This is a genomic window from Burkholderia sp. YHN3-13 (assembly GCF_055810675.1).
Genome location: NZ_JBVVNQ010000007.1, coordinates 22,131 through 46,452, shown reverse-complemented (window position 1 = coordinate 46,452; position 24,322 = coordinate 22,131). Strand labels below are relative to the sequence as shown.

Annotated in this window: 20 protein-coding genes; 11 read left to right on the top strand and 9 right to left on the bottom strand. The window is 69.1% G+C overall.

Features of this window, described 5'->3' with window-relative positions; genetic code table 11:
* Positions 1 to 11: 11 nt before the first annotated feature.
* A complete protein-coding gene (locus AC0KUR_RS17715) occupies positions 12 to 815 on the bottom strand; it encodes an EAL domain-containing protein (protein WP_034187221.1) in 804 nt (267 codons plus the stop codon).
* 352 nt (positions 816 to 1,167) lie between these two features.
* Here AC0KUR_RS17715 and AC0KUR_RS17710 point away from each other — a divergent pair, with 352 nt between their 5' ends.
* Genes AC0KUR_RS17710 through fahA form a run of 5 tightly spaced genes read left to right on the top strand, consistent with a single transcriptional unit; the run spans position 1,168 to position 7,096 of the window.
* Positions 1,168 to 2,829, top strand: coding sequence for an FAD-dependent oxidoreductase (locus AC0KUR_RS17710; RefSeq protein ID WP_059557287.1), 1,662 nt, complete (start codon positions 1,168 to 1,170; stop codon positions 2,827 to 2,829).
* A 27-nt stretch (positions 2,830 to 2,856) separates the two neighbouring features.
* On the top strand, positions 2,857 to 3,087 hold the full coding sequence (locus tag AC0KUR_RS17705; RefSeq protein ID WP_034187223.1) for a DUF2783 domain-containing protein: 231 nt from the start codon (positions 2,857 to 2,859) through the stop codon (positions 3,085 to 3,087).
* Complete coding sequence (locus AC0KUR_RS17700) at positions 3,084 to 4,445, top strand: MFS transporter (protein ID WP_124607844.1); 1,362 nt, start codon at positions 3,084 to 3,086, stop codon at positions 4,443 to 4,445. The genes AC0KUR_RS17705 and AC0KUR_RS17700 overlap by 4 nt, the downstream gene beginning before the upstream one ends.
* Before the next feature lie 15 nt (positions 4,446 to 4,460).
* Positions 4,461 to 5,795, top strand: a complete 1,335-nt coding sequence (gene hmgA / locus AC0KUR_RS17695; RefSeq protein ID WP_059557283.1) for a homogentisate 1,2-dioxygenase — start codon at positions 4,461 to 4,463, stop codon at positions 5,793 to 5,795.
* Positions 5,792 to 7,096 carry a fumarylacetoacetase gene (gene fahA, locus AC0KUR_RS17690; RefSeq protein ID WP_473376238.1) on the top strand — a complete coding sequence of 435 codons (1,305 nt, stop codon included), beginning with the start codon at positions 5,792 to 5,794 and terminating at the stop codon, positions 7,094 to 7,096. Before hmgA ends, fahA begins: the two co-directional genes overlap by 4 nt.
* 64 nt (positions 7,097 to 7,160) lie before the next feature.
* On the opposite strand, the gene AC0KUR_RS17685 is transcribed toward fahA, so the two are convergent.
* From AC0KUR_RS17685 to AC0KUR_RS17665, 5 genes are all read right to left on the bottom strand, one after another.
* On the bottom strand, positions 7,161 to 8,321 hold the full coding sequence (locus AC0KUR_RS17685; protein WP_049033121.1) for an MFS transporter: 1,161 nt from the start codon (positions 8,319 to 8,321) through the stop codon (positions 7,161 to 7,163).
* Between the two features lie 93 nt (positions 8,322 to 8,414).
* Positions 8,415 to 9,584: an MFS transporter gene (locus AC0KUR_RS17680; RefSeq protein WP_059557280.1), complete on the bottom strand. Its 1,170-nt coding sequence runs from the start codon at positions 9,582 to 9,584 to the stop codon at positions 8,415 to 8,417.
* A 243-nt stretch (positions 9,585 to 9,827) separates the two neighbouring features.
* On the bottom strand, positions 9,828 to 10,577 hold the full coding sequence (bluB, locus tag AC0KUR_RS17675; protein ID WP_049031062.1) for a 5,6-dimethylbenzimidazole synthase: 750 nt from the start codon (positions 10,575 to 10,577) through the stop codon (positions 9,828 to 9,830).
* A 111-nt stretch (positions 10,578 to 10,688) separates the two neighbouring features.
* Positions 10,689 to 11,687: a 2-hydroxyacid dehydrogenase gene (locus AC0KUR_RS17670; RefSeq protein ID WP_473376237.1), complete on the bottom strand. Its 999-nt coding sequence runs from the start codon at positions 11,685 to 11,687 to the stop codon at positions 10,689 to 10,691.
* Positions 11,688 to 11,717: 30 nt separating this feature from the next.
* Entirely contained in the window at positions 11,718 to 12,701 is a 984-nt protein-coding gene (locus tag AC0KUR_RS17665) for a LysR family transcriptional regulator (protein ID WP_034187231.1), read from the bottom strand.
* Positions 12,702 to 13,454: 753 nt separating this feature from the next.
* On the opposite strand from AC0KUR_RS17665, the gene AC0KUR_RS17660 reads away from it, so the two are divergent.
* The gene (locus AC0KUR_RS17660) at positions 13,455 to 14,666 is read left to right on the top strand and encodes a pyridoxal-phosphate-dependent aminotransferase family protein (RefSeq protein WP_034187452.1); all 1,212 of its coding nucleotides are present in this window, start codon (positions 13,455 to 13,457) and stop codon (positions 14,664 to 14,666) included.
* Positions 14,667 to 14,693: 27 nt separating this feature from the next.
* Here the strand turns inward: AC0KUR_RS17660 and AC0KUR_RS17655 are convergent, their stop codons facing one another.
* Positions 14,694 to 15,629: an AraC family transcriptional regulator gene (locus AC0KUR_RS17655; RefSeq protein ID WP_034187232.1), complete on the bottom strand. Its 936-nt coding sequence runs from the start codon at positions 15,627 to 15,629 to the stop codon at positions 14,694 to 14,696.
* Positions 15,630 to 15,763: 134 nt separating this feature from the next.
* Between AC0KUR_RS17655 and AC0KUR_RS17650 the strand changes: the two genes are divergently transcribed.
* The gene (locus tag AC0KUR_RS17650; protein WP_034187233.1) at positions 15,764 to 16,654 is read left to right on the top strand and encodes a DMT family transporter; all 891 of its coding nucleotides are present in this window, start codon (positions 15,764 to 15,766) and stop codon (positions 16,652 to 16,654) included.
* A gap of 108 nt (positions 16,655 to 16,762) precedes the next feature.
* On the opposite strand, the gene AC0KUR_RS17645 is transcribed toward AC0KUR_RS17650, so the two are convergent.
* Positions 16,763 to 17,977: an MFS transporter gene (locus AC0KUR_RS17645; RefSeq protein ID WP_034187234.1), complete on the bottom strand. Its 1,215-nt coding sequence runs from the start codon at positions 17,975 to 17,977 to the stop codon at positions 16,763 to 16,765.
* Between the two features lie 338 nt (positions 17,978 to 18,315).
* On the opposite strand from AC0KUR_RS17645, the gene xdhA reads away from it, so the two are divergent.
* The 4 genes from xdhA (at position 18,316) to AC0KUR_RS17625 (ending at position 23,356) form a co-directional block, all read left to right on the top strand.
* Entirely contained in the window at positions 18,316 to 19,860 is a 1,545-nt protein-coding gene (gene xdhA, locus AC0KUR_RS17640) for a xanthine dehydrogenase small subunit (protein WP_059557274.1), read from the top strand.
* An 18-nt stretch (positions 19,861 to 19,878) separates the two neighbouring features.
* Positions 19,879 to 22,242 carry a xanthine dehydrogenase molybdopterin binding subunit gene (xdhB, locus tag AC0KUR_RS17635; RefSeq protein ID WP_473376236.1) on the top strand — a complete coding sequence of 788 codons (2,364 nt, stop codon included), beginning with the start codon at positions 19,879 to 19,881 and terminating at the stop codon, positions 22,240 to 22,242.
* 1 nt (position 22,243) lies between these two features.
* Entirely contained in the window at positions 22,244 to 22,861 is a 618-nt protein-coding gene (gene xdhC, locus AC0KUR_RS17630) for a xanthine dehydrogenase accessory protein XdhC (RefSeq protein WP_034187237.1), read from the top strand.
* 93 nt (positions 22,862 to 22,954) lie between these two features.
* Positions 22,955 to 23,356, top strand: coding sequence for a nuclear transport factor 2 family protein (locus tag AC0KUR_RS17625; protein ID WP_034187238.1), 402 nt, complete (start codon positions 22,955 to 22,957; stop codon positions 23,354 to 23,356).
* 11 nt (positions 23,357 to 23,367) lie between these two features.
* Here the strand turns inward: AC0KUR_RS17625 and AC0KUR_RS17620 are convergent, their stop codons facing one another.
* Entirely contained in the window at positions 23,368 to 24,315 is a 948-nt protein-coding gene (locus AC0KUR_RS17620; RefSeq protein WP_034187239.1) for a LysR family transcriptional regulator, read from the bottom strand.
* Positions 24,316 to 24,322: the final 7 nt, after the last annotated feature.

Below are 24,322 nucleotides of genomic sequence, written 5' to 3'. Positions count from 1 at the left end.
CCGCCTGCCGATCAGGCCGTCACGACCTTGGCGAACACCGGCCCCTGCATGAACCGCACGTCGTACTGGCGCAGCAGCTCGCACTGCGTCTCGTCGACGACGCCGTCGAAGATCAGCGGAATCCGCACGCGCTGCGCATAGGCGACGAGCGCCTTGACCATCCCGTCGCGCAACGCGATGCCCGCATCCATCTTGATGAAGTCGGGCCGCGCCATGTCCGATTCGACCGCGAGGATACGACCCGGATCGGGCAGCTTGTCCGCGACCTTGAAGCCGTGATGCTGGTAGCTGCGCGTCAGGTAGCCGAGGAAGGTCTTGTGCGCGACCGCGACCGCCGGCAGCTCGATCACGATCCGCTCCGGCGGCAGCCCGAAGCGCTGCAGCACCGACGAGAAGTGCTTGCCGTGGTCGTACTTCACGCTCTTCAGCAGCCGTTCGTGCACGCGCAGGAACAGCAGCCCGTGGCGCTGCGCGCCGAAAAAGTTGATTGCATGCAGCGCGCGCGACAGGCGGTCGATCGCGACCAGCGTCTGGTCGTCGACGGCCGAGTCGACCGGATCGTGCGCCGCCCCCGTGACGACGGTGACCGCCTGGAAGCCGAGTTCGTCGCCGTAGCGCTCGATCGCGTCGGCGAACGACGTCGATTGCGGCGCGCCGGGCATCGTCACGTCGTAGATCGGTTCGTACGCGCTGGCGAGCGTGCGCTCGGGCAGATTCGCGCACGCGGTGCCGCCTTCGGCCAGTGCGAGGTGTTCCCGCAGATACGGCAGTTGCCCGGCACGGGCGACCAGCTCGGGGATGGTGGGCGGAATCATCGGCGTGAAAAGGAAAAATGGCGGCCGAAAGGGCCGCCTCGTCTCTTGATATTAGCAGCGCGCGCCGCGCTCGGCTCGCCGTTTCATTCATATGGTTATCCCATCCCGGAGGCAGCGCCTAGGGTTTACGTTGATTTCACTATTCGTAATTGGTTTTACTATTCGTAAATTCAGAATTTGTCGCCGATCAAGAAATGCGGCATGCGGGCGCCGCGGGACGGCGCCGTTCGCGAATCAACAGGAAGCAAGGAGCGAGACGTGGCGGATGACAGCACAGGCGGGCGGGCACGCCGGCAGGAGACGAAAGGAACGACGGGCGCGCCGGTGCGCGCACGGCAGGGTTGACGAGCGGATGGCGACCATGAGCATCGATTACCAGACGCTGAAGTTCGAGTACCGCGCACGCGCCCATGACGCGGCCGTCCATCCGGTGATCGTCGTCGGCGCCGGCCCGGTGGGCCTCGCGGCCGCGATCGACCTCGCGCAGCAAGGCGTGCCCGTCGTGCTGCTCGACGACGACGACACGCTGTCGACCGGCTCGCGCGCGATCTGCTTCGCGAAGCGCACGCTCGAGATCTTCGACCGGCTCGGCTGCGGCGAGCGCTTCGTCGACAAGGGCGTGAGCTGGCACGTCGGCAAGGTGTTCCTGCAGGACGAGCAGCTGTATGCGTTCGACCTGCTGCCCGAGGAAGGGCATGCGCGCCCCGCGTTCATCAACCTGCAGCAGTACTACGTCGAAGGCTATCTGGCCGACCGCGCGTTCGAGCTGCCGAACATCGACATCCGCTGGAAGCACAAGGTGACGGGCATCGAGCAGTCGGCCGAACACGCGGTGCTGACGATCGAGACGCCGGACGGCGTCGCGACGCTGCGCGCGCGGTACGTGATCGCGGCCGACGGCTCGCGCAGCCCGATGCGCACGATGATGGGGCTCGAAAGCCGCGGCCGCACGTTCAAGGACCGCTTCCTGATCGCCGACGTGAAGATGAAGGCGGAGTTTCCGACCGAGCGCTGGTTCTGGTTCGATCCGCCGTTCCACCCGAACCAGTCGGTGCTGCTGCATCGCCAGCCGGACAACGTGTGGCGCATCGACTTCCAGCTCGGCTGGGACGCCGACCCCGTCGCCGAGAAGCAGCCGGAGCGGGTGATCCCGCGCGTGCGCGCGCTGCTCGGGCCGGATGCCGAGTTCGAACTCGAATGGGTGAGCGTCTATACGTTCCGCTGCCAGCGGATGGACACGTTTCGCCACGGGCGCGTGCTGTTCGCGGGCGATTCCGCGCACGGCGTGTCGCCGTTCGGCGCGCGCGGCGCGAACAGCGGCGTGCAGGACGCGGACAACCTCGCGTGGAAGCTGAAGCTCGTGCTCGACGGCCGCTCGGCCGACAGCCTGCTCGATACGTATGCGAGCGAACGCGAATTCGCGGCCGACGAGAACATCCGCAACTCGACGCGTTCGACCGACTTCATCACGCCGAAGAGCGCGGTGTCGCGCGTGTTCCGCGACGCGACGCTGAAGCTGGCGCGCGACTGCGAGTTCGCGCGCAAGCTCGTGAACAGCGGCCGCCTGTCGGTGCCGGCGGTGCTCGCCGATTCCCCGCTGAATACGCCCGATCGCGGCGGCGACGCGTTCGCGTGCGCGATGCGGCCGGGCGCGGCGGCAGCCGATGCGCCGGTGCGCGTGCAGGGCGCGCCGGGCTGGCTGCTGCAGCGACTGCGCGATGGCTTCACCGGCGTGCTGTTCGGGTTGCCGGGTGATGCGCCCGCGCTCGCGAAGGCCGTCGACGGCCTCGCGCTGCCGGTGCGGCCCGTGCTCGTCGTGCCGGCCGGGCATGCGCGGCCGGCGGCCGGCGTCGACGTCGTGGAGGACGTCGACGGGCTCGCCGCGCAACGCTACGACGCGCAGCCGGGCACCTTCTACCTGCTGCGTCCCGATCAGCACGTCTGCGCGCGCACGCGCACGCTCGACCGTCAGGCGATTGCCGACGCGCTGGCGCGCGCGACCTGCGCACGCTGAATACGATAAAGACACCGGAGACCCGTCATGCCTTCACTCGACACCCGCCCGCGCCTGACCGACCCCGACGCGTTCTATGAAGCGCTGATCGACATGCATCGCGACCTGTCCGACAGCGACAGCCAGCTCGTCAACGCAAAGCTGATCCTGCTGCTCGCGAACCAGATCGGCGATGCCGACGTGCTGCGCGAAGCGATGGCGCTCGCGCGCCAAGGCGTGACGCCGCCCGTGCACCCGGCCGCCGAGGTGGCGCAATGAGCGCGGCGCCGGCCGACGCGCGCGTGCTCGAAGTCGAGCGCGTGATCGACGAGACCCATCGCCCGGGCTTTCACTGGATGCTGCTCGCGTTGTGCGGGCTGTGCCTCGTGATCGACGGTTTCGATGCGCAGGCGATGGGCTACGTGGCGCCGAGCGTGATCGCCGAATGGGGCGTGCCGAAGCAGGCGCTCGGCCCGGTGTTCAGCGCGAGCCTGTTCGGGATGCTGCTCGGCGCGCTCGGGCTGTCGGTGCTGGCCGACCGGATCGGGCGCCGCCCGGTGCTGATCGGCTCGACGCTGTTCTTCGCGGTGACGATGCTCGCGACGCCGTTTGCGGGTTCGATCCCGGTGCTGATGGCGCTGCGCTTCGTGACCGGGCTCGGCCTCGGCTGCATCATGCCGAACGCAATGGCGCTGGTCGGCGAGTTCAGCCCGGCCGCGCATCGCGTGAAGCGGATGATGATCGTGTCGTGCGGCTTCACGCTCGGTGCGGCGCTCGGCGGCTTCATCAGCGCCGCGCTGATTCCGGCGTTCGGCTGGCGTTCGGTGTTCTTCGTCGGCGGCGCGGTGCCGCTCGTGCTGACGATCGCGATGCTCGCGCGGCTGCCCGAGTCGCTGCAGTTCCTGGTGCTGAAAGGGCGCGTCGCGCAGGCGCGCGGCTGGCTCGCCCGATTCGCGCCGCAGGCCGGCATCGACGCGAACACGCGGCTCATCGTGCGCGAGCGCGCGGCGAGCGGCGCACCGGTCGCCGAACTGTTCAGCCACGGCCGCCTGCCGGTCACGCTGCTGCTGTGGGCGATCAGCTTCATGAACCTGATCGATCTGTATTTCCTGTCGAACTGGCTGCCGACCGTGATGCGCGACGCCGGTTATTCGCCGGGCACCGCGGTGATCGTCGGCACGGTGCTGCAGACAGGCGGCGTGATCGGCACGCTGTCGCTCGGCTGGTTCATCGAACGTCACGGCTTCGTGCGCGTGCTGTTCGTGTGCTTCGCCTGCGCGGCCGTGTCGGTGGGGCTGATCGGCTCGGTCGCGCACGCGCTGCCATGGCTGCTGGTCGTCGTGTTCGCGGGCGGGTTCTGCGTGGTCGGCGGGCAGCCGGCCGTGAACGCGCTCGCGGGCCAGTATTACCCGACGTCGCTGCGCTCGACGGGCATCGGCTGGAGCCTCGGCATCGGCCGGATCGGCTCGGTGCTCGGGCCGCTCGTCGGCGGACAACTGATTGCGCTCAACTGGTCGAATGGCGCGCTGTTCCACGCGGCCGCGGTGCCCGTGCTGTGCTCGGCGCTGTTCGTCCTCGGGCTCGCGGGCGTAACGCGGCGCAACGGCGTGCAGGCGCCGACCGCCGCCACGAATTGAGGGAGAAAGGAAACGATGACGCTTGACCTGTCGAAACCGGCGAACGCCGGCTACCTGAGCGGTTTCGGGAACGAATTCGCCACCGAGGCACTGCCTGGCGCGTTGCCGCACGGCCGCAACTCGCCGCAGCGCGCGCCGTACGGGCTGTATGCGGAGCAACTGTCGGGCACCGCGTTTACCGCGCCGCGCGGCCACAACCGCCGTTCGTGGCTGTACCGCATCCGCCCGGCGGCCGTGCACCGGCCGTTCGAGCCGTACGCGGGCCCGCAGCGGCTCGTGGCGGAATTCGGCGATTCGGCCGACGTGCCGCCGACGCCGCCGAACCAGTTGCGCTGGGATCCGCTGCCGATGCCGGTCGAGCCGACCGATTTCGTCGACGGGCTCGTGACGATGGCCGGCAACGGCTCGGCCGCCGCGATGAACGGTTGCGCGATCCACCTGTACGCGGCGAACCGCTCGATGCGGGACCGCTTCTTCTACAGCGCGGACGGCGAGCTGCTGATCGTGCCGCAGCAGGGGCGGCTGCATATCGCGACCGAATTCGGCCGGGTCGACGTCGAGCCGTTCGAGATCGCGGTGATCCCGCGCGGCGTGCGTTTTTCCGTCGCGCTGCCGGACGGCGACGCGCGCGGCTATATCTGCGAGAACTTCGGCGCGCAACTGCGCCTGCCGGATCTCGGCCCGATCGGCTCGAACGGGCTCGCGAACCCGCGCGACTTCCTGACGCCGCAAGCCGCGTACGAAGACCGCGAAGGGGCGTTCGAACTGATCGCGAAGCTGAACGGCCGCCTGTGGCGCGCGGACATCGGCCATTCGCCGCTCGACGTCGTCGCGTGGCACGGCAACTACGCGCCGTACAAGTACGATCTGCGCCTGTTCAACACGATCGGCTCGATCAGCTTCGACCATCCCGATCCGTCGATCTTCCTCGTGCTGCAGGCGCAAAGCGACACGCCGGGCGTCGACACGATCGACTTCGTGATCTTCCCGCCGCGCTGGCTCGCGGCCGAGGATACGTTCCGCCCGCCCTGGTTCCACCGCAACGTCGCGAGCGAGTTCATGGGACTCGTGCACGGCGCGTACGACGCGAAGGCCGAAGGCTTCGTGCCGGGCGGCGCGAGCCTGCACAACTGCATGTCGGGCCACGGGCCCGACGCGGACACGTTCGAGAAGGCGTCCGCGAGCGACACGACGAAACCGCACAAGGTCGACGCGACGATGGCGTTCATGTTCGAAACCCGCACGCTGATCCGGCCGACGCGTTACGCGCTCGACACCGCGCAACTGCAGGCCGACTACTTCGAATGCTGGCAAGGCATCAAGAAACACTTCAATCCGGAGCAACGATGAGCGACACCCAAGACTGGCGCGCGACGCTCGACCCGGCTCGCAAGAGCTGGCTCGACACCGCGAACGATCCCGCCTGCGATTTCCCGATCCAGAACCTGCCGTTCGGGATCTTCAGCGATGCGCAGCAGCCGGCGCGTCGCGCGGGCGTGGCGCTCGGCGACCAGATCGTCGATCTCGCGGCGCTCGCGCGCGCGGGCCTCGTGACGCTGCCGGCCGGCGCCGACGCGTTCGCCGCGCCGACGCTCAATGCGTTCATCGCGCTCGGCCGCGACGCCTGGCGCGGCGTGCGCGTGCAGCTGTCGGGCCTGTTCTCGCGCGACAACGCGACGCTGCGAGACGATGCGGCGCTGCGCGCGCAGGTGCTCGTCGCGCAGCGCGACGCGACGCTGCATCTGCCGGTCGAGATTCCCGGCTACACCGATTTCTATTCGTCGAAGGAGCATGCGACCAACGTCGGCTCGATGTTCCGCGATCCGAAGAATGCATTGCTGCCGAACTGGTCGGAGATGCCGATCGGCTACAACGGCCGTGCGTCGTCGGTGGTCGTGAGCGGCACGCCGGTGCGGCGGCCGAACGGGCAACTGAAGCTGCCCGACCAGGAACGCCCGGTGTTCGGTGCCTGCCGCAAGCTCGACATCGAGCTGGAGACGGGCTTCATCGTCGGCCAGGGCAACGCGCTCGGCGAGCCGATCGCGTGCGAGGATGCGGAAGCGCATATCTTCGGGATGGTGCTGCTGAACGACTGGAGCGCGCGCGACATCCAGCAGTGGGAATACGTGCCGCTCGGTCCGTTCAACTCGAAGGGGTTCGCGACGACGATCTCGCCGTGGATCGTCACGCTCGACGCGCTCGAACCGTTCCGCACCGCGCAGCCCGAACAGTCGCCGCAGCCGCTCGCGTATCTGCGGCACGCGGGCCGGCATGCGTTCGACATCGCGCTCGAAGTGACGCTGCGTGCCGAAGGCGCGGCCGCCGCGACGTCGATCTGCCGCACCAACTTCAAGCACATGTACTGGACGATGGCGCAGCAGCTCGCGCATCACACGGTCGCGGGCTGCAACACGCGCGTGGGCGACCTGATGGGCTCGGGCACGATCAGCGGGCCGACCAAGGATTCGTTCGGCAGTCTGCTCGAACTGACGTGGAACGGCAAGGAGCCGGTCGCGCTGAACGGCGGCGGCAGCCGGACGTACCTCGAGGACGGCGACGAGCTCACGCTCGCCGGCTGGTGCCAGGGCGACGGTTATCGCGTCGGCTTCGGCACGTGCGCCGGGAAGATCCTGCCGGCGCGCCACGCGTAACGCATCGCACGGCAAGACCGAACGGCCCGCATCGTGCGGGCCGTTGTCGTTTCGTCGATACGGATCAGACCGCGCGTTGCAACGCGGCGCGGCGTTCCCACAGCGCGGCCGCGACGAACGCCGCGACGCAGGCGAGCAGCACGCCGACCAGCGCATGGCTGCCCAGTTGCTCCATCAGCGCGCCGGCCACCAGCGGGCCACCGAAGCTCGCGGCGCTCCACGATGCCGACACGAGCGAGCTCGCGGTGACGAGCGCCGCGCCGCGGAAGCGTTCGCCGCACGCGACGAGCGACAGCGTATAGATGCTGCCGGCCGCCGCGCCGAGCACGAACAGCAGCGGCCAGCACAGCCACGGATTCGCGATGACGAACGGCAGCAGCGGCAGGCCGGCCAGCACGATCCAGCCGGCGCCGAGGTGCACGCGTTCGCGGCCGAGCCTGTCCGCGAGCCAGCCGATCGGGAACTGCATCGCGGTATCGCCGAACAGCATGATCGACGCGAGCAGCACGGCGGTCGCGCTCGCGACGCCGTGATCCATCGCATAGAGCGGCAGCAGCGACAGCGCGAGCGTGTCGAACAGCGCGAAGAAGCCGGTGCCGATGATCAGTGCGGGCATGCGCGGCAGCACGTCGAGCCAGCGGCCGTGCGCTGCGTGATGCGCGTCGTCGCCGGCGAGCGGTGCGCGCCGGATCGTCGCGAGCGTGGGCAGCGCGAGCAGGAACAGCGCGCCGCACAGCGCGAAGCGGATGCGCGTCGCGCCGGCGATCTGGCTCACGAGCACGGGGCCCGCCATCTGGAACAGCGTGAAATTGGTGGCGTAGATCGCGACGACGCGGCCCCGCGTCGCATCGTCGGCGAGCTGGTTGACCCACGCTTCGCCGATCGTGAACAGCAGCATCAGCGCGGCGCCGCACAGCACGCGCAGCGCGCCCCACACGATCAGGTTCGACGTGAACTGCATCAGCGCGGTGGCGGCCGCGAGCAGCACGACCGACACGACGATCGCGCGCCGCGAGCCGATATGCCGCGCGAGCGCGGTGACGAACGGGACGATCGCGAGGCCGCCGAGCGCCTGCGCGGCCGTCAGCATGCCGACGACGTTGGTGCCGTGCCCGGCTTCGGTCAGTGCGAGTGCGGTGAGCGGCAGCGTGGCGCCGGTGCCGAGGCCGACGACCGCGACGCTCAGGATCAGCGCGAGGAAATCGCGATTGAGAATGGCTTTCATCGGCCGGGATGCTACACCGCGGCCCTTGAAAGGTCCATGAAGGCCATCAGGATCGAATGGGGTTGTGTCCGCAACGATTGCGGCAGGGTTGCGTTATACGTAGTGGGTCGGCACCGCCACGGGGCGGCGTTCGAGCGATGCCGACCACAGCGTGAGCGCGAGCGCCGCGACGGCCATCGCGACCCCGACCCACGGCAGGTTCACGAGCGAGACGCCGGAGCCGATCGCCATCCCGCCGAGCCATGCGCCGGTCGCGTTGCCGAGGTTGAACGCCCCCTGGTTCAACGTCGACGCGAGATTCGGCGCGTCGCTCGCGCGATCGACGATCATGATCTGCAGCGGCGGCACGATCGCGAACGCGAGGATGCCCCACACGAAGATCGTCGCGAGCGCGGCGAACGGCACGTGCATCGTGCCCGCGAACAGCGCGAGGACGATGCCGATCAGCGCGAGCGTCGCGATCAGCGACGGCATCCGGCGCCAGTCGGCGAGCTTGCCGCCGAGCGTGCCGCCGACCGTCAGGCCGAGACCGAACAGCAGCAGCACGTAGGTGACCTGATGCGGCGAGAAGCCCGTCACGTCCTCGAGGATCGGCGTGATGTACGTGAACACGCTGAACAGGCTCGCGGATGCGAGCACGCTGATGCCGAGCACCATCAGCACCTGCGGGTGCTTCAGCACGCTGAATTCGCGCGTGATGCTGGTGTCGGGCATCGCGAGGTGCTTCGGCAGGCACACCGCGAGCGCGGCGGCCGCGACGATGCCGATGCCGGTGACGGCCCAGAACGTCGCGCGCCAGCCGAATGCCTGGCCGAGCGCGGTGCCGAGCGGCACGCCGAGCACGTTCGCGAGCGTGAGGCCGGTGAACATCAGCGCGATCGCCTGCGCGCGGCGGTTCGGCGCGACGAGGCTGCTCGCGACGACCGAGCCGATCCCGAAGAACGCGCCGTGGCAGAACGCGGTGACGACCCGCGCGGCCATCAGCACCGCATAGCCCGGCGCGATCGCGCAGAACAGGTTGCCGGCGATGAACAGCCCGATCAGGCCCATCAGCGCGCGCTTGCGCGGCATCTTCGCGGTGACGACCGCGAGGATCGGCGCGCCGATCGTCACGCCGAGCGCGTAGCCCGACACGAGCATCCCGGCGGCCGGAATCGACACACCGAGATCGCGCGCGACATTGGGCAGCAGCCCCATGATCACGAATTCAGTGGTACCGATTCCAAAGGCGGCGACGGCAAGGGCGAAAAGAGGCAAGGGCATCGCGGTAGGCTCGGGAAAAGCCGCCGCTCATGCCGGGCGCGGGATGCGCGGGACGGGCGGACGGTAAGACGGTCGACAGCCGCGATTCTACTTCAGTGAAAACCCCTACGCTCGGGGCCAAAATGGTTGTTGCCGGCGTGCGACGGGGCGCGATGCCGAAAGCTCACAGTGTGGGATCGGGCGGCGATTTTCCGCGTCGGGCCGTATCGGGGCCAGAGCGTAGGCAATTGCGAGGCGCCGCCGTCACGCGATGCGTTCGGGCGCGCCGCCGGGGAGGGCATCGGACGTGTTCGTCACGTCGGCATCCGATTCCGCATTCACGGGAGACGAGGCTGCGCGGGCGCCGTCGATGGCAGCCGGGTCGTCCCAGCCGTTCTCGAACAGGCACGCCTCGATCGGCATCCGCGCGGCCCAGCGCTCCTGTTCGAGCATCGGTTTCGCGTAGAACGCGTCGACGTGCCCGATGCACAGCACGGCGATCGGCTTCGCGCCGTCGGGCATGCGCAGCAGCATGCGCAGCGCATCGACGTCGAACAGCGATACCCAGCCCATCCCGAGCCCTTCCGCGCGTGCCGCGAGCCACATGTTCTGGATCGCGCATGCGGCGGATGCCAGATCCATCTCCGGCAGCGTGCGGCGGCCGAACACGTGGCGCTCGCGGCCGTCGGCGAGCGCCACGATCAGCAGCTCGCCGCATTCGCGCACGCCCTCGACCTTCAGCCGCATGAATGCGTCCTGGCGTTCGCCGAGCGCATCGGCGGTCGCGCGCCGCTCGGCCTCGACCAGTGCGTGGATCGCGGTGCGCAGCGCGGGATCGGTGATGCGGATGAAGCGCCAGGGCTGCATGAAGCCGACGCTCGGCGCATGGTGGGCCGCGCGCAGCAAGCGCGCGAGCACGGCTGGATCGACGGGCGCCGGCGTGAAGTGGCGCATGTCGCGCCGTTCGAAAATGGCGCGGTAGACCGCGGCGATGTCGGAGTCGTCGAAACGCATGAGCGGCAGGAGCAGGGAAGGACGTCGGCGCAACGATAGCAGACCGCGCACGTGCCGCGTTACGTCAGTCGAAACAAAAGGCGGGATTGTTGAGGGAATGCGTGCGATGCGTCAGCGATTCGCGCTCACGACGTTCGCGGGCGTGCCCGCGTGCCACGCCTCGATGTTCAGCAGCGTCGTATGCGCGATCTCGGCCAGCGCCTCGCGCGTGAAAAACGCCTGGTGCGACGTGACGATCACGTTCGGGAACGTCAGCAGGCGCGCGAGCACGTCGTCCTGCAGCGGCAGGTCGGAGTGATCCTCGAAGAACAGCCCGCTTTCCTCTTCGTACACGTCGAGCCCGAGGTGGCCGAGCTGGCCGCTCTTGAGCGCGTCGACGAGCGCCTGTGCATCGACGAGGCCGCCGCGGCCGGTGTTGATCAGCATCGCGCCGTGCTTCATGCGCGCGAGCGTCTGCCCGTTGATCAGATGGTGCGTCGACGGCAGCAGCGGGCAGTGCAGGCTGACGATATCGGCGTGGCGCAGCAGCTCGTCGAGCTCGACGTAGCGCGCGCCGAACGCGATCAGCTCGTCGTTGTACGGCGGCACGGAGTGCGCGAGCACGTGCATTCCGAAGCCCATCATGATCTTCGCGAACACGCTGCCGATGATGCCGGTGCCGATCACGCCGACGGTCTTGCCGTGCAGGTCGAAGCCGAGCAGGCCGTTCAGCGAGAAGTCGCCCTCGCGGGTGCGCGCGACCGCGCGCGGCAGCCGGCGATTGAGCGCGAGGATCAGCGCGACCGCGTGCTCGGCAACCGCATGCGGCGAATACGCGGGCACGCGCACGACCGTGATGCCGAGCCGCGCGGCGGCCGCGAGGTCGACATGATTGAAACCGGCCGAGCGCAGCGCGATCAGCCGCGTGCCGCCGTCGGCGAGCCGTTCGAGCACGGCCGCGTCGACGGTGTCGTTGACGAACGGGCACACGACTTCATAGCCGTGCGCGAGGATCGCGGTTTCCGCGTCGAGGTGCGACGGCTGGAAATGCAGCCGATAGCCGAACCGCCGGTTGGCGGCGGTAAACGAATCGTCGTCGTACTGCCGGCTGCTGAACAGGATCACGCGCACGCTGCACCTCCGATGGCTGACGCGCGCAGTTTACTGCAGCCCCGTGACGATGTCGGGCCGCTCGGGCCCGCGCGGCGGCCGCAGGAAGCCGTAGTCCGTCCGGTCGCGGGGCGTCGGTGCGCTGAAGTGGTCGAGCGCGTGCTCGACGAAGCTGCGCGTGCGGGCCGGCACGTACTGGCGGTTCGGGTAGACGAGCGACAGTTGCGTGTCGGGATCGTCGATCCGGTAGCCGGCCAGCAGGCGCACGAGGGTGCCGCTGTTGAGCGCGTCGGCGACGCACGGCTCGGGCAGCACCGCGATGCCCGCGCCGGCCACGGCGGCGGCCTGCACCAGCGCGAGCTGGTTGACCGTGCATGCCGGGCGCACCGTGACCGAATGCGCGACGCCGTCGTGGCCGACCAGTTGCCACGATGGCGCATGCTGGTGCGGCGCGAGCGTGACCCAGTCGTGGCCTGGCAGGTCGTCGGGCGCGCGCGGCTCGCCGCGCCGGTCGAGATAGGCCGGCGCCGCGCATGCGACGAACGGGTTCGGCGCGAGCGCATGGCCGATCAGCGACGGATTGCCGTCGAACCGGTTGCCCGTGACGATGCCGACGTCGTACCCCGAATCGAGCACGTCGAGCGGCCCCTCGGCGACGGTCAGCTGTACGCGCAGCTCGGGGTAGCGGAGCCGGAAGCTGCTGACGAGCGGCGTCAGCGCCAGCGGCGACAGCAGCCCCGATGCCACGACGCGCAGCGTGCCGGCCGGCTCGCGCACGGCATGCGTGACGGACGACTCGAGGTGGTCGAATTCCTCGAGCAGCGCGCGGCAGCCGTCGAGGTAGCGCACGCCGGCCTCGGTGAGCGACAGGTTGCGCGTGGTGCGGTGGATCAGCCGTGTGTTCAGGTGGCCCTCGAGCATCGCGATCGAACGCGTGACGAGTGCATTGGACACGCCGAGATGGTGCGCCGCGCGCCGGAAGCTTTGCTGCTCGGCGACGCAGACGAATACACGCATGGTCTGAATCTGGTTCATGGCTTGCGTATTTCTGGCCCGGTTGATTGATTATGGTTGTGATTTTTCGCCATGCGACCTCGAAAGCCCATCGCACGACCCCAGTTCTCCCTCGTATCGAAAAATCGTTTTTTTCGATTCCGCAGACGATTGTTCAATACTGAACCTATATTCGTCAACCTGAGAAAATGGGCGGGTTGCGGAAAATCGAAATCACGGGTAACGGTTAAACGTTGCAATGCAGCATTTGCGTACCGCGCAAAACTGACGCGGTATTGGAATATGCGCCAAGGTGGCGAATATTATCTATGTTAATCAATGGCTTGTCGGGTGATAAGGTGGCCTGGTTTCGTTAATTTGCGGAGTCGTTCCCCAATACATGCTGCGGTAATGGATGTTTTTCGGGTGGGGGCGATATTGCATGCCGCATTCCGAGCGGCGGTTTTTATCGGGCAGCCGGTCTATTTCGACTGACGCGAAAGTCGTCGCATGGCACCGGTATCGGCGAATCGCGACGTTATTGGCGAAGAAAATCACGCGAGGCGGAAGCCGAATGGAACCGTTTCACGACCGGCCCGCCATCCCTTTTCAATCGGGATGGCCATCGCGCGACACGCACGCGGGCGGCTGGCCCGGTCCGGCGACCGGGCCACCGTCGCGCTGTCCGGCCGCGCGTGCCTCTTGCGCGAGGCCGCGGAACGCGGAATGATCGATCAGTTCGCCATGCCGTGCGGCGAGCGTCCGAGCATGTCCTTTCCTCACCTCTTGCCAGCCATGTCCATCGATTACTCGCCGATTCCCTGTCCCGTCGTCGTGCCGCTCGACGCGATCCTGCCCGAAGAACCGCTGCTGATGATGGGGGCCGGCCCGGTTCCGATTCCGGCCGCCGTCGCGAAGGCGAACACGATCGTGATCAACCACCTCGGCGCGACGATGGCGAAGATCATCGAGCAGGTGAAGGAGATGGCGCGCTACGTGTTCCAGACCCGCACGAAGTGGGTGCTCGGCGTCGCGGGCCCCGGTTCGGCGGCGATGGAGATGGCGATCTCGAACCTCGCGTGGCGCGGCACGCGCGTGCTGTCGATCCGCAACGGCTTCTTCAGCGCGCGGATGGCCGAGATGGCCACGCGCGTCGGCGCCGACGTCGCGACGCTCGAGGTGGCCGACCGTGCGGTCGCGAGCCTCGACGAGATCGCGGATGCGATCGCGCGCGAGCGGCCCGAGATCGTCACGATCGTGCAGGGCGAGACGTCGAACACGGTATGGAACCGCGACCTGCGCGAAATCGCGGCGCTCGCGAAGGCGGCCGGCGCGCTGGTCGTCGTCGACGCGGTGTGCACGTTGTCGACGATGCCGCTCGAGATGGACGCGTGGGGCATCGACGCGGTGATCACAGGCGGCCAGAAGGGGCTGTCGTCGATCCCGGGCGTGTCGCTGATCGCCTTCTCCGACGCCGCGTGGGAGCGCATGAAGCATCGCCCCGAGCCGAACGCGCACTGGTGCCTCGACATGGCGCTCGCGGAGAACTTCTGGCACAACGCCGGCTATCACTACACGGCGCCCGTGTCCGGCGTGCTGGCGCTGCACGAGGCGCTGCGGCTCGTCTGCGCGGAGACGCTCGAAAGCCGCTTTGCGCGCCATCTGCGCTGCTCGCTCGCGCTGCAGGCGGGCGTCGAGTCGATGGGGCTCAGGCTCTACGCGCCGAAGGACTGCCGGCTCAATTCGGTGGTCGGGATCGAGACGCCGGAAGGGCTGACGCCCGGCATGGTCTGCGGCCATATCTCGAAGCAGTATCAGGTCGAGATCTCGGGCTCGTTCGGGTTGCCGATCGTACGGATCGGGCAGATGGGCGAGCAGTGCCGCGAACACAACCTGTTCCGCACGCTGCATGCGTTCGGCCGCACGATGGTCGACCTGAAGGTGCCGGTCGACCTGCCGGCCGGTGTGGCGGCGCTCGAGCAGGAACTGTCCCGGCGCGGCGCGTAAGCGGGAAAGCGTGAAAACGGGCCGCGCTCAGCGGCCCTGCATCGCGCGCCGGTACGTATTCGGCGTCGTGCCGTGCGCGTCGCGAAAGCGGTGGCTGAAGTGGCCGGCGTTCGCGTAGCCGCAGTCGGCCGCGACCTGCGCGAGCGGCAATGCCGTCGTGCGCAGCAGCTCGCGCGCCCGTGCGAGGCGCTGCTCGGCCACCCACGCGTGCGGCGCGCGGCCGAACGACAGCCGGAACATCCGCGAGAAGTGGTATTCGGACAGCGCGGCGACCTCGGCCAGTTCGCCGAGCGTCAGCGGTTGCGTGAGATACGTGTCGATGTAGTCGCGCACGCGGCGGCGCACGGCCGGCGCGAGCCCGCCGCGGAACGTCGTGTCGGTGCGCGTCGTGCTCTGCCCGCGCAGCAGCAGGCTCAGCACCTCGTGCGCGGTCTCGTTCACGCGCAGCCGCTCGTCGGCGTCGTCCCAGCCGTCGAGCGCGAGCGAGCGCAGCAGCGCGGCGACGCGCGCATCCTCGAAATAGGTGCGATCGGCGAGCTTCAGCTCGCGCGGCTCGCGGTCGAGTTCGCGGATCGCGCGCTGCGTGAAGTGCTCGGGCAGGAAATACAGGTGGACGAAGTGCATCTCGCCGCGCACCCACCAGCGCGATTCATGGTCGCCCGGCAGCGCGCACAGCAGGCTCGGCGCGCCGTAGCGCGGCACGCGCTGGCGCTCGGTCCGGTAGCCGCCGTCGAGGTAGCACGACAGCGTGTGGTGGCCGGGCTGCTCGTAGACCGTCTCGCTTTCGTCGGTGATCCGCGTCCATTCGGCGATCGCGAGGTGGTCGCCGAGCCACGCGAAGCGCTCGAGCGTCGCGTTCGCCTCGGCGAGGGTGCGGCAGACCGACTGCAGGCCGAACGGCAGATCGCCGCCGGCCAGGGCGGCGGCGTGGTCGACGGGTGGGGCGGAGAGGGAGAGGCTCATGATGGGCCGAGTATAAGCGGGCGCGCGGCAGCGCGTGCGGCGTCCCGAAAAAGACCGCAATTCCGGACAATCGTCCCACCCCGCGCGGCGGCATAGTCGGGATCCCGATTCACCCGATTTTCCGGATTGCCGCCATGAACCTGTCGCTTTATTTCGTCACCGTGCTGATCTGGGGCACCACCTGGATCGCGATCAAGTGGCAGCTCGGCTCGGTGCCGCCGCCCGTGTCGATCGCATGGCGCTTCTGGCTCGCGGCCGTCGTGCTGTTCGCGCTGCTGCGCGTGATGCGCCGGCCGGTGCGCCCGCCGCGCGACGCGTGGCGTTTCCTCGTCGCGCAGGGTTTCGCGCTGTTCTGCGTGAACTTCCTGTGCTTCTACTATGCGGAGCAGGTCGTGCCGAGCGGCCTCGTCGCGGTGATCTTCTCGACCGCGCCGCTCTTGAATTCGATCAACGGCCGGCTGTTCATGGGCCGCCCGCTGCGGCCGTCGGCGATCGCCGGCGCGTTGCTCGGGCTGACCGGCATCGCGTGCCTGTTCTGGCAGCAGATGGCCGGCCATCTCGACGATCATGCGACCTGGACGGGGCTCGCGATCGCGTTCGCGGGCACGATGTGCTTCTCGATCGGCAACCTGCTGTCGAGCCGGATGCAGTCGATGGGGCTGCACCCGCTCGTGACCAACGGCTGGGCGATGCTGATCGGCGCGGCGATCCTGACCGTCGGCAGCGTGGCGGCCGGGATGCCGTTCACGCTCGATACGAGCCCGCGCTATCTGGGGGCGCTCGTCTACCTCGCCGTGCCGGGCTCGGTGATCGGTTTCACCGCGTACCTGACGCTCGTCGGCCGGATCGGGCCGGAACGCGCCGCGTACTGCACGGTGCTGTTCCCGATCGTCGCGCTGGCCGTGTCGACGGTGTTCGAGGGGTACCAGTGGTCGCCGCTCGCGGTGATCGGGCTGCTGCTCGTGGTGGCCGGCAATCTCGTCGCGTTCGACCTGACGCGCCGGCTGTTCTTGCGGACGGCCTGAGCGTCGCGGTCGCCGACGAATAAAAAACGCCTGCGTGATGCAGGCGTTTTTCGTGAGGCGCCGGCGGCGCGACGGGCGCGACCGGCTGCCGTCCGACGCACGACATGGTCAGGCCGCGGCGCCGCTGCCCGCCACGCGCCCCTGCCGCTGGTACAGCATCATCGACAGGGCGACGCCCGCGGCGGCGGCCACCGCCGCGAACAGGAACACCTGCGGATAGCCGAACGCGCCCGCGACATAGCCCGCGAGCGGGCCCGTGATGCCGAGCGACAGGTCGAGGAACACCGAATACGCGGACAGCGCCGCGCCGCGGCTCGCGGGCGGCACGAGCGCGACGGCCTCGACGCCGAGCGCCGGGAAGATCAGCGCGAAGCCGAAACCCGTCAGCGCGGCGCCGACGAGCGCGATGTGCGGCACCGGCGCGAGCCACAGCAGCAGCAGGCCCGAACATTCGAAGGCGAACGACACGATCGCGACGCGGAAGCCGCCGTAGGTCTTGATCGTGTTCGCGAACAGCAGCCGCGCGCCGATGAACAGCGTGCCGAACACGGTCAGCGACAGCGCGGCGTTCGGCCAGTGGCGCGCCGCGTAGTACAGCGTGACGAAGGTCGCGATCGAGCCGAAGCCGGCCGAACCGAGCGCCAGGCCGAGGCCGTGCGGCAGCACGCGCGTGAACACGCTCGCATACGACATCCGCTCGCCGTGCACGAGCGGCACCGGGGCGATCAGGCGCGCGAGGTAGAAGCCGCTCGCGGCCAGCGCGATCACGATCACGCCGATCAGCGCCGGATTCAGCGTATTCGCGATCGCGACGCCGACCGGCGCGCCGAGCGCGAGCGCGCCGTAGGTCGCGATGCCGTTCCACGAGATCACCTTCGCGTTGTGCGCGACGCCGACGCGGCCGATGCCCCACAGGATCGCGCCGGTGCCGCACAGGCTTTCGCCGACGCCGAGCACGAGCCGGCTCGCGACCAGCAGCACGAGGCTCGCGACCGGCCAGCGCGCGAGCAGCAGCGCGACGAGCAGCAGCACGCCCGACGCGCCGCAGCCGATCAGCCCGCGCAGCACCGTCTGCTTCGGGCCGAGCGTATCGGCCAGGCGCCCGGCGAGCGGCCGCGACGCGAGCGTCGCGAAGTACTGGACGCTGATCGCGCCGCCCGCGACGATCGCGGAAAAGCCGAGGTCGCCATGGACGAAGCCCGGCAGCACCGCGAGCGGCAGGCCGATGGTCAGATAGCAGATGAACGTGAAGCAAACGACGGACACGATTTGCAGCGTGACCGCGAACCCGCTGCGCGGCGGTGTGGCGGAATCGGAGGACATGGGGTCGGAACGAATGAACGAAGCAGACGGAAGACGGCGAAAAAGGGAATCGGGATTTTCCCATGGAACCGGTTTTCCCGCAGGTACCATTTAGTTCATCGCGACCTGTTTTCGGCGATGGCGGATGGCTGCGGGCGCGTCGGGCACGGGCGCGGAGTACCGTGCGGAAAGGGCCGCGGGCGGCCCCGGCGCTCATATCGCGGCAGTTATATGGGCCCCATGCGTGATGGGCTATGGGTTGCGAAATTTGATGGTGATAGCGTGCAAACTGTCAGAAAAACGTCGGTCGGGCGCTCCGCGCAGGCCGCCTTGCCCCCCAATTGAAGAACCATCGAGACATGAGTGAGCCGATCCGCTTCTACCATCGTCACGCGATCCGCGAAGTCAGCGGCGCGGACGTCACCCGCACCGTGCTGCAGTACCTGCGCGAGGACGCGCATTGCACCGGCACCAAGGAAGGCTGCGCGGAAGGCGACTGCGGCGCGTGCACGGTCGTCGTCGGCGAACTGAACGACGCCGGCGCGGTCGAGTTCAAGGCCGTCAATGCCTGCATCCAGTTCCTGCCGACGCTCGACGGCAAGGCGCTGCTCACGGTCGAGGACCTGCGCCAGCCGGACGGTGCGCTGCACCCGGTGCAGCAGGCGATGGTCGACTGCCACGGTTCGCAATGCGGGTTCTGCACGCCCGGCTTCGTGATGTCAATGTGGGCGCTGTACGAGAAGCATGGCCACGAAGGCTGTGCCGGCGCGTGCACGAAGGCGAAGGACGTGCCGACGCGCACCGAGATCGCCGATGCGCTGACCGGCAACCTGTGCCGCTGCACCGGTTATCGCCCGATCGTCGATGCGGCCGTGCAGATGTTCGATGCGCCGGCGCCGTCGGCACCGGTCGACACGGCCGCGTTGGCCCGCACGCTCGCGTCGCTCAAGCGCGACGACACGTTCGACTACACGACGAGCGACGGCGCGCGCTTCGCGGCGCCGCGCACGCTCGACGCGCTGGCCGCGTTGAAGGCCGAGCGTCCCGACGCGCGCATCCTCGCGGGCAGTACCGACATCGGCCTGTGGGTCACCAAGCAGATGCGCCGGCTCGACGACCTGATCTACGTCGGCCGGATCGCCGAGTTGCAGCGCCTCGCCGAACGCGGCGACTGGATCGAGATCGGCGCGGGCGTGACGGTCGAGAAGGCCTATGCGGCACTGGCCGGCACGTACCCGGAACTGACCGAGATGTGGAAGCGCTTCGCGTCGCTGCCGATCCGCAACGCGGGCACGATCGGCGGCAACGTCGCGAACGGCTCGCCGATCGGCGATTCGATGCCGGGCCTGATCGCGCTCGGCGCGCGCGTCGTGCTGCGCGGCGGCGACACGGTGCGCGAGCTGCCGCTCGAAGCGCTGTACACGGGGTACCAGCAGAAGGACATGGCGCCGCACGAATTCGTCGTCGGCCTGAAGGTGCCGACCCGCACCGGCGCCCGCGAGAAGCTGCAGTTCCGCACGTACAAGCTGTCGAAGCGGTTCGACTCCGACATCTCGGCCGTGTGCGCGGCCTTCGCGTTCATCGCGGACGGCGACACGATCCGCGAGCCGCGCATCGCGTTCGGCGGGATGGCCGCGACGCCGAAGCGGGCGACCCACACCGAAGCCGTGCTCGACGGCGCGCAATGGCACGAAGCCACCGCGCAGGCCGCGATGCAGGCGCTCGAGCGCGACTACCAGCCGCTGTCCGACATGCGCGCGACGAGCACGTACCGCCTCGATACCGCGAAGAACCTGATGTACCGATTCTGGCTGGAGACGCGCCCGCACGACCCGCTGCCGCCGCAAGCCCTGAATGTGCGTGAAGTGGCCGCCGAAGCTGGCGCCGGCGCGGCGCGCGTCTGAAGACGGAGAACCCCGACAATGAACCAGCAAGCAGAACCGTTCCTGAGCACCCTCGACCCGCAAGCCGACGCCGCGCAGGTCCACGTGTCGCGCGCGCACGAATCCGCGCACCTGCACGTCAGCGGACGCGCCACCTACACCGACGACATTCCGGTCGTCGCGGGCACGCTGCACGCGGCGCTCGGCCTGTCGGCGAAGCCGCACGCGAGGATCGTGTCGATGAACTTCGACGCGGTGCGCGCGACGCCGGGCGTGGTCGCCGTGTTCACGGCCGACGATATTCCCGGCGTCAACGATTGCGGCCCGATCATCCACGACGACCCGGTGCTCGCGAAGGGCATCGTGCAGTTCGTCGGCCAGCCGATGTTCATCGTCGTCGCGACGTCGCACGAAATCGCGCGGCTCGCCGCGCGCCGCGCGCAGGTCGACTACGAGGAGCTGCCGGCGATCCTGACCGCGCAGGAGGCGCGCGCGGCCGAAACCTACGTGATCCCGCCGCTGAAGCTCGCGCGCGGCGACGCGGCCGCGCGGCTCGCCGTCGCGCCGCACCGCGAGTCGGGCGAGATGCTGCTCGGCGGCCAGGAGCAGTTCTATCTCGAAGGCCAGATCGCCTACGCGGTGCCGAAGGACGACGACGGGATGCACGTGTACTGCTCGACGCAGCACCCGAGCGAGATGCAGCACCTCGTCGCGCATGTGCTCGGCGTCGCGTCGCACAACGTGCTCGTCGAATGCCGCCGGATGGGCGGCGGGTTCGGCGGCAAGGAATCGCAGTCGGGCCTGTTCGCGTGCTGCGCGGCGCTCGCCGCGTGGAAGCTGCTGTGCCCGGTGAAGCTGCGTCCGGACCGCGACGACGACATGATGATCACCGGCAAGCGGCACGACTTCCATTACCGCTTCGACGTCGGCTACGACGACGACGGCCGCATCGACGGCGTGGCGCTCGACATGACGTCGCGCTGCGGTTTCTCGGCCGACCTGTCGGGCCCGGTGATGACGCGCGCGGTATGCCACTTCGACAACGCGTACTGGCTCGGCGACGTCGCCATCGCCGGCTACTGCGGCAGGACCAACACGCAGTCGAACACCGCGTTCCGCGGCTTCGGCGGCCCGCAGGGCGCGTTCGCGATCGAGTACATCCTCGACGACGTCGCGCGTTCGCTCGGCCGCGATCCGCTCGACGTGCGCTACGCGAACCTGTACGGCAAGACCGAACGCAACGTGACGCCGTACGGGCAGACGGTCGAGGACAACGTGCTGCAGGAACTGCTCGGCGAACTCGAGGCGACGAGCGACTACCGCGCGCGGCGCGCGGGCGTGCGCGAATTCAACGCGCGCAACGCGGTGCTGAAGAAGGGCATCGCGATCACGCCGGTGAAGTTCGGCATCGCCTTCAACGTCACGCACTTCAACCAGGCCGGCGCGCTGGTGCACATCTACACCGACGGCTCGGTGCTCGTGAACCACGGCGGCACGGAGATGGGGCAGGGGCTCAACACGAAGGTCGCGCAGGTCGTCGCTCACGAGCTCGGCATCCGTTTCGGCCGGATCCGCGTGACGGCGACCGACACGAGCAAGGTCGCGAACACGTCCGCGACGGCCGCGTCGACGGGCTCCGACCTGAACGGCAAGGCCGCGCAGGATGCGGCGCGCCAACTGCGCGAGCGGCTCGCGGTGTTCGCGGCGAAGCAGTTCGGCGACGGCAAGGTCGAGGCGGCCGACGTGACGTTCGGCAACGACGTCGTGTCGGTCGGCGGCCACAACGTGCCGTTCGGCGAAGTGATCGCGAAGGCGTACCTCGCGCGCGTGCAGCTGTGGTCCGACGGCTTCTACGCGACGCCGAAGCTGTACTGGGACCAGTCGAAGCTGCAGGGCCGGCCGTTCTACTACTACTCGTATGGCGCGGCCGTGTCGGAAGTCGTGATCGACACGCTGACGGGCGAGATGCGCACGCTGCGCGTCGACGCGCTGCACGACGTGGGCGCGTCGCTGAACCCGGCGCTCGACGTCGGCCAGGTCGAAGGCGCGTTCATCCAGGGGATGGGCTGGCTCACGACCGAGGAGCTGTGGTGGAACAAGGGCGGCAAGCTGATGACGCACGCGCCGTCGACGTACAAGATCCCGACGGTGAACGACACGCCGCCCGAGTTCAACGTGCGGCTGTTCCGGAACCGCAACATCGAGGACAGCATCCACCGTTCGAAGGCCGTCGGCGAGCCGCCGCTGCTGCTGCCGTTCTCGGTGTTCTTCGCGGTGCGCGACGCGGTGGCGGCCGTGGGCGACTACCAGGTGAACCCGCCGCTCGACGCGCCGGCCACCGGCGAGTCGATCCTGCGCGCGATCACGGCAGTGCGTGCGGCCCGCGCCACGCAGGCAGGCTGACATGAACGGCCCCGCACGTTCGCTTCGCACCGCGCCGGCCCCGGCGTTCGCGCAGGGCACCGGCCAGCGCAACCGCGCGAGCGGCGCGCCGGCGCCGATGCACATCGTGCTGTTCGGCGCCGGGCACGTCGGTCACGCGCTCGTCACGCTGCTCGGCGCGCTGCCGTGCGTCGTGCAGTGGGTCGACACGCGCGACGAGCTGTTCCCGGACGAATGTCCGCCGAACGTGCAGCCGGAGCCGACCGACACGCCGGAGGCCGTCGTCGACGCGGCGCCGCCGGGCGCGTACTTCCTCGTGATGACGCACAACCACGCGCTCGACTTCTCGCTCGCCGCGCGGATCATGCGGCGGCGCGACTACGCGTACTTCGGGATGATCGGCTCGCGCACCAAGCGCGTGAAGTTCGAGCGCCGGCTCGCCGCGCGCGGCGTCGATCCGGCGCGGCTCGTGGAGATGGTGTGCCCGATCGGCGTCGCGGGTATCGTCGACAAGGCGCCGGGCGCGATCGCGGTGGCCGTGTGCGCGGAGCTGCTGCAGGCGCGCTCGGGCATGCCGGTGGCCGACGCGAAGGCGCTGGCGGCCGGCCGCGCATGCGACGAGGTGTCCTGCTCGCGGTAGCACCGCGCGGCCGGCGCAGGGCCGCGCGTTTTTGCATACACTGCACGGCAACGCGCGGCATCGGGCTGCGCATCCCGTCACCGTGCACATGCCATGTCCGATCACCCGATCTATCTCGACGCGCTCGATGCGAGCGTCGCCGCCATCGAGCGCTGGCTGTCCGGCATCGACACCGCGCCCGCGGCGCTTGACGCGCTGCTCGCCGCGTTTTCCCCCGGCTTCACGATGATCCTGACCGATGGGCGCGTGGTCGACCGTGACGGCACGCGCGCGCTGTTCGCGAAGCTCGTCGGCGCGAAGCCGGGGCTGCGCATCACGCTGTCGGAGATCCGCGTGCTCGCGGCCGACGCATCGCATGCGGTGATCACCTATCTCGAAGCGCAGCACGCGGCGGCGGGCGCGCTGCCTGCGCGCCGCGCGACGGCCGTGTTCGAGCGCGACGCGGCGGGCGTCGTGCGCTGGACCCATCTGCAGGAAACCTTCTGCACGGCCTGAGCGGCCGCGTATCAGCGCTTGCGCGTGCGGGCGACCGTCAATTCGTCGGACACGCTCTGCATCAACGCGCCCAGCCACGCGATGTCGGTCGGCCGGTCGGGCTGCGGATGCGTGAGCAGGTAGCTCTTGATGCGCGGGAACGGCACGGGCGGCGTGACGACGACGAGCGGCAGCAACTGCGCATAGTGCGTCGCGAAGCGGCGCGTCGTCGTGAAGATCAGGTCCGACTGCAGCAGCACCTGCGGCACGATCCCGAAGTACGGCAGCGTCGTCACGATGCGCCGCGTGAGGCGCGCACGAGCGAGGCCGATCTCGATCGCGTTGCGCTTGTCGCCGGTGTACGGCGTCGGCGCGACGTGCGCGGCCGACGCATACGCTTCGCGCGTGAGCGGCACGTGCGCGAGCGGATGCGTATCGCGCATCAGGCACACGATCGTGTCGGAGAAGAGATCCTGGCGCACGAACCGCGGGTCGGGCTTCGGCCAGTTGCCGATCACGAGGTCGAGCGCGCCCGATTCGAGCGCGCCCGCGTGGTCGAGCGCGGGATTCAGCGAGTCGATTTCCAGATGCGCATGCGGCGCCGCGTCGCGAAAGCGCTCGATCAGCGTCGGCATGAAGAAATCGTTCAGGTAGTCGGGCGCCGCGACGCGGAACGTGCGCCGCGCGGACGACGGATCGAAGTCGCCGTGCGGCGTCGCGATGAAGTCGACCTCGCGCAGCGCGCGCGACGCGGCCTCGAGCAGCGATGCGCCGTATTCGGTCGGCACCATGCCGGATTTGCCGCGCACGAGGATCGGGTCGTTCAGCGTCTCGCGCAGCTTGCGCAGCGCGGTGCTGATCGCGGGCTGGGTCTGGTTCAGCCGCAGCGCGGCCTGCGTGACGCTGCGCTCGAGCAGCAGCGTGCGCAACACGCGCACGAGCCAGATATCGAGCGAGGCGGTACGGTCGTCGTCTTCCATCGGATGG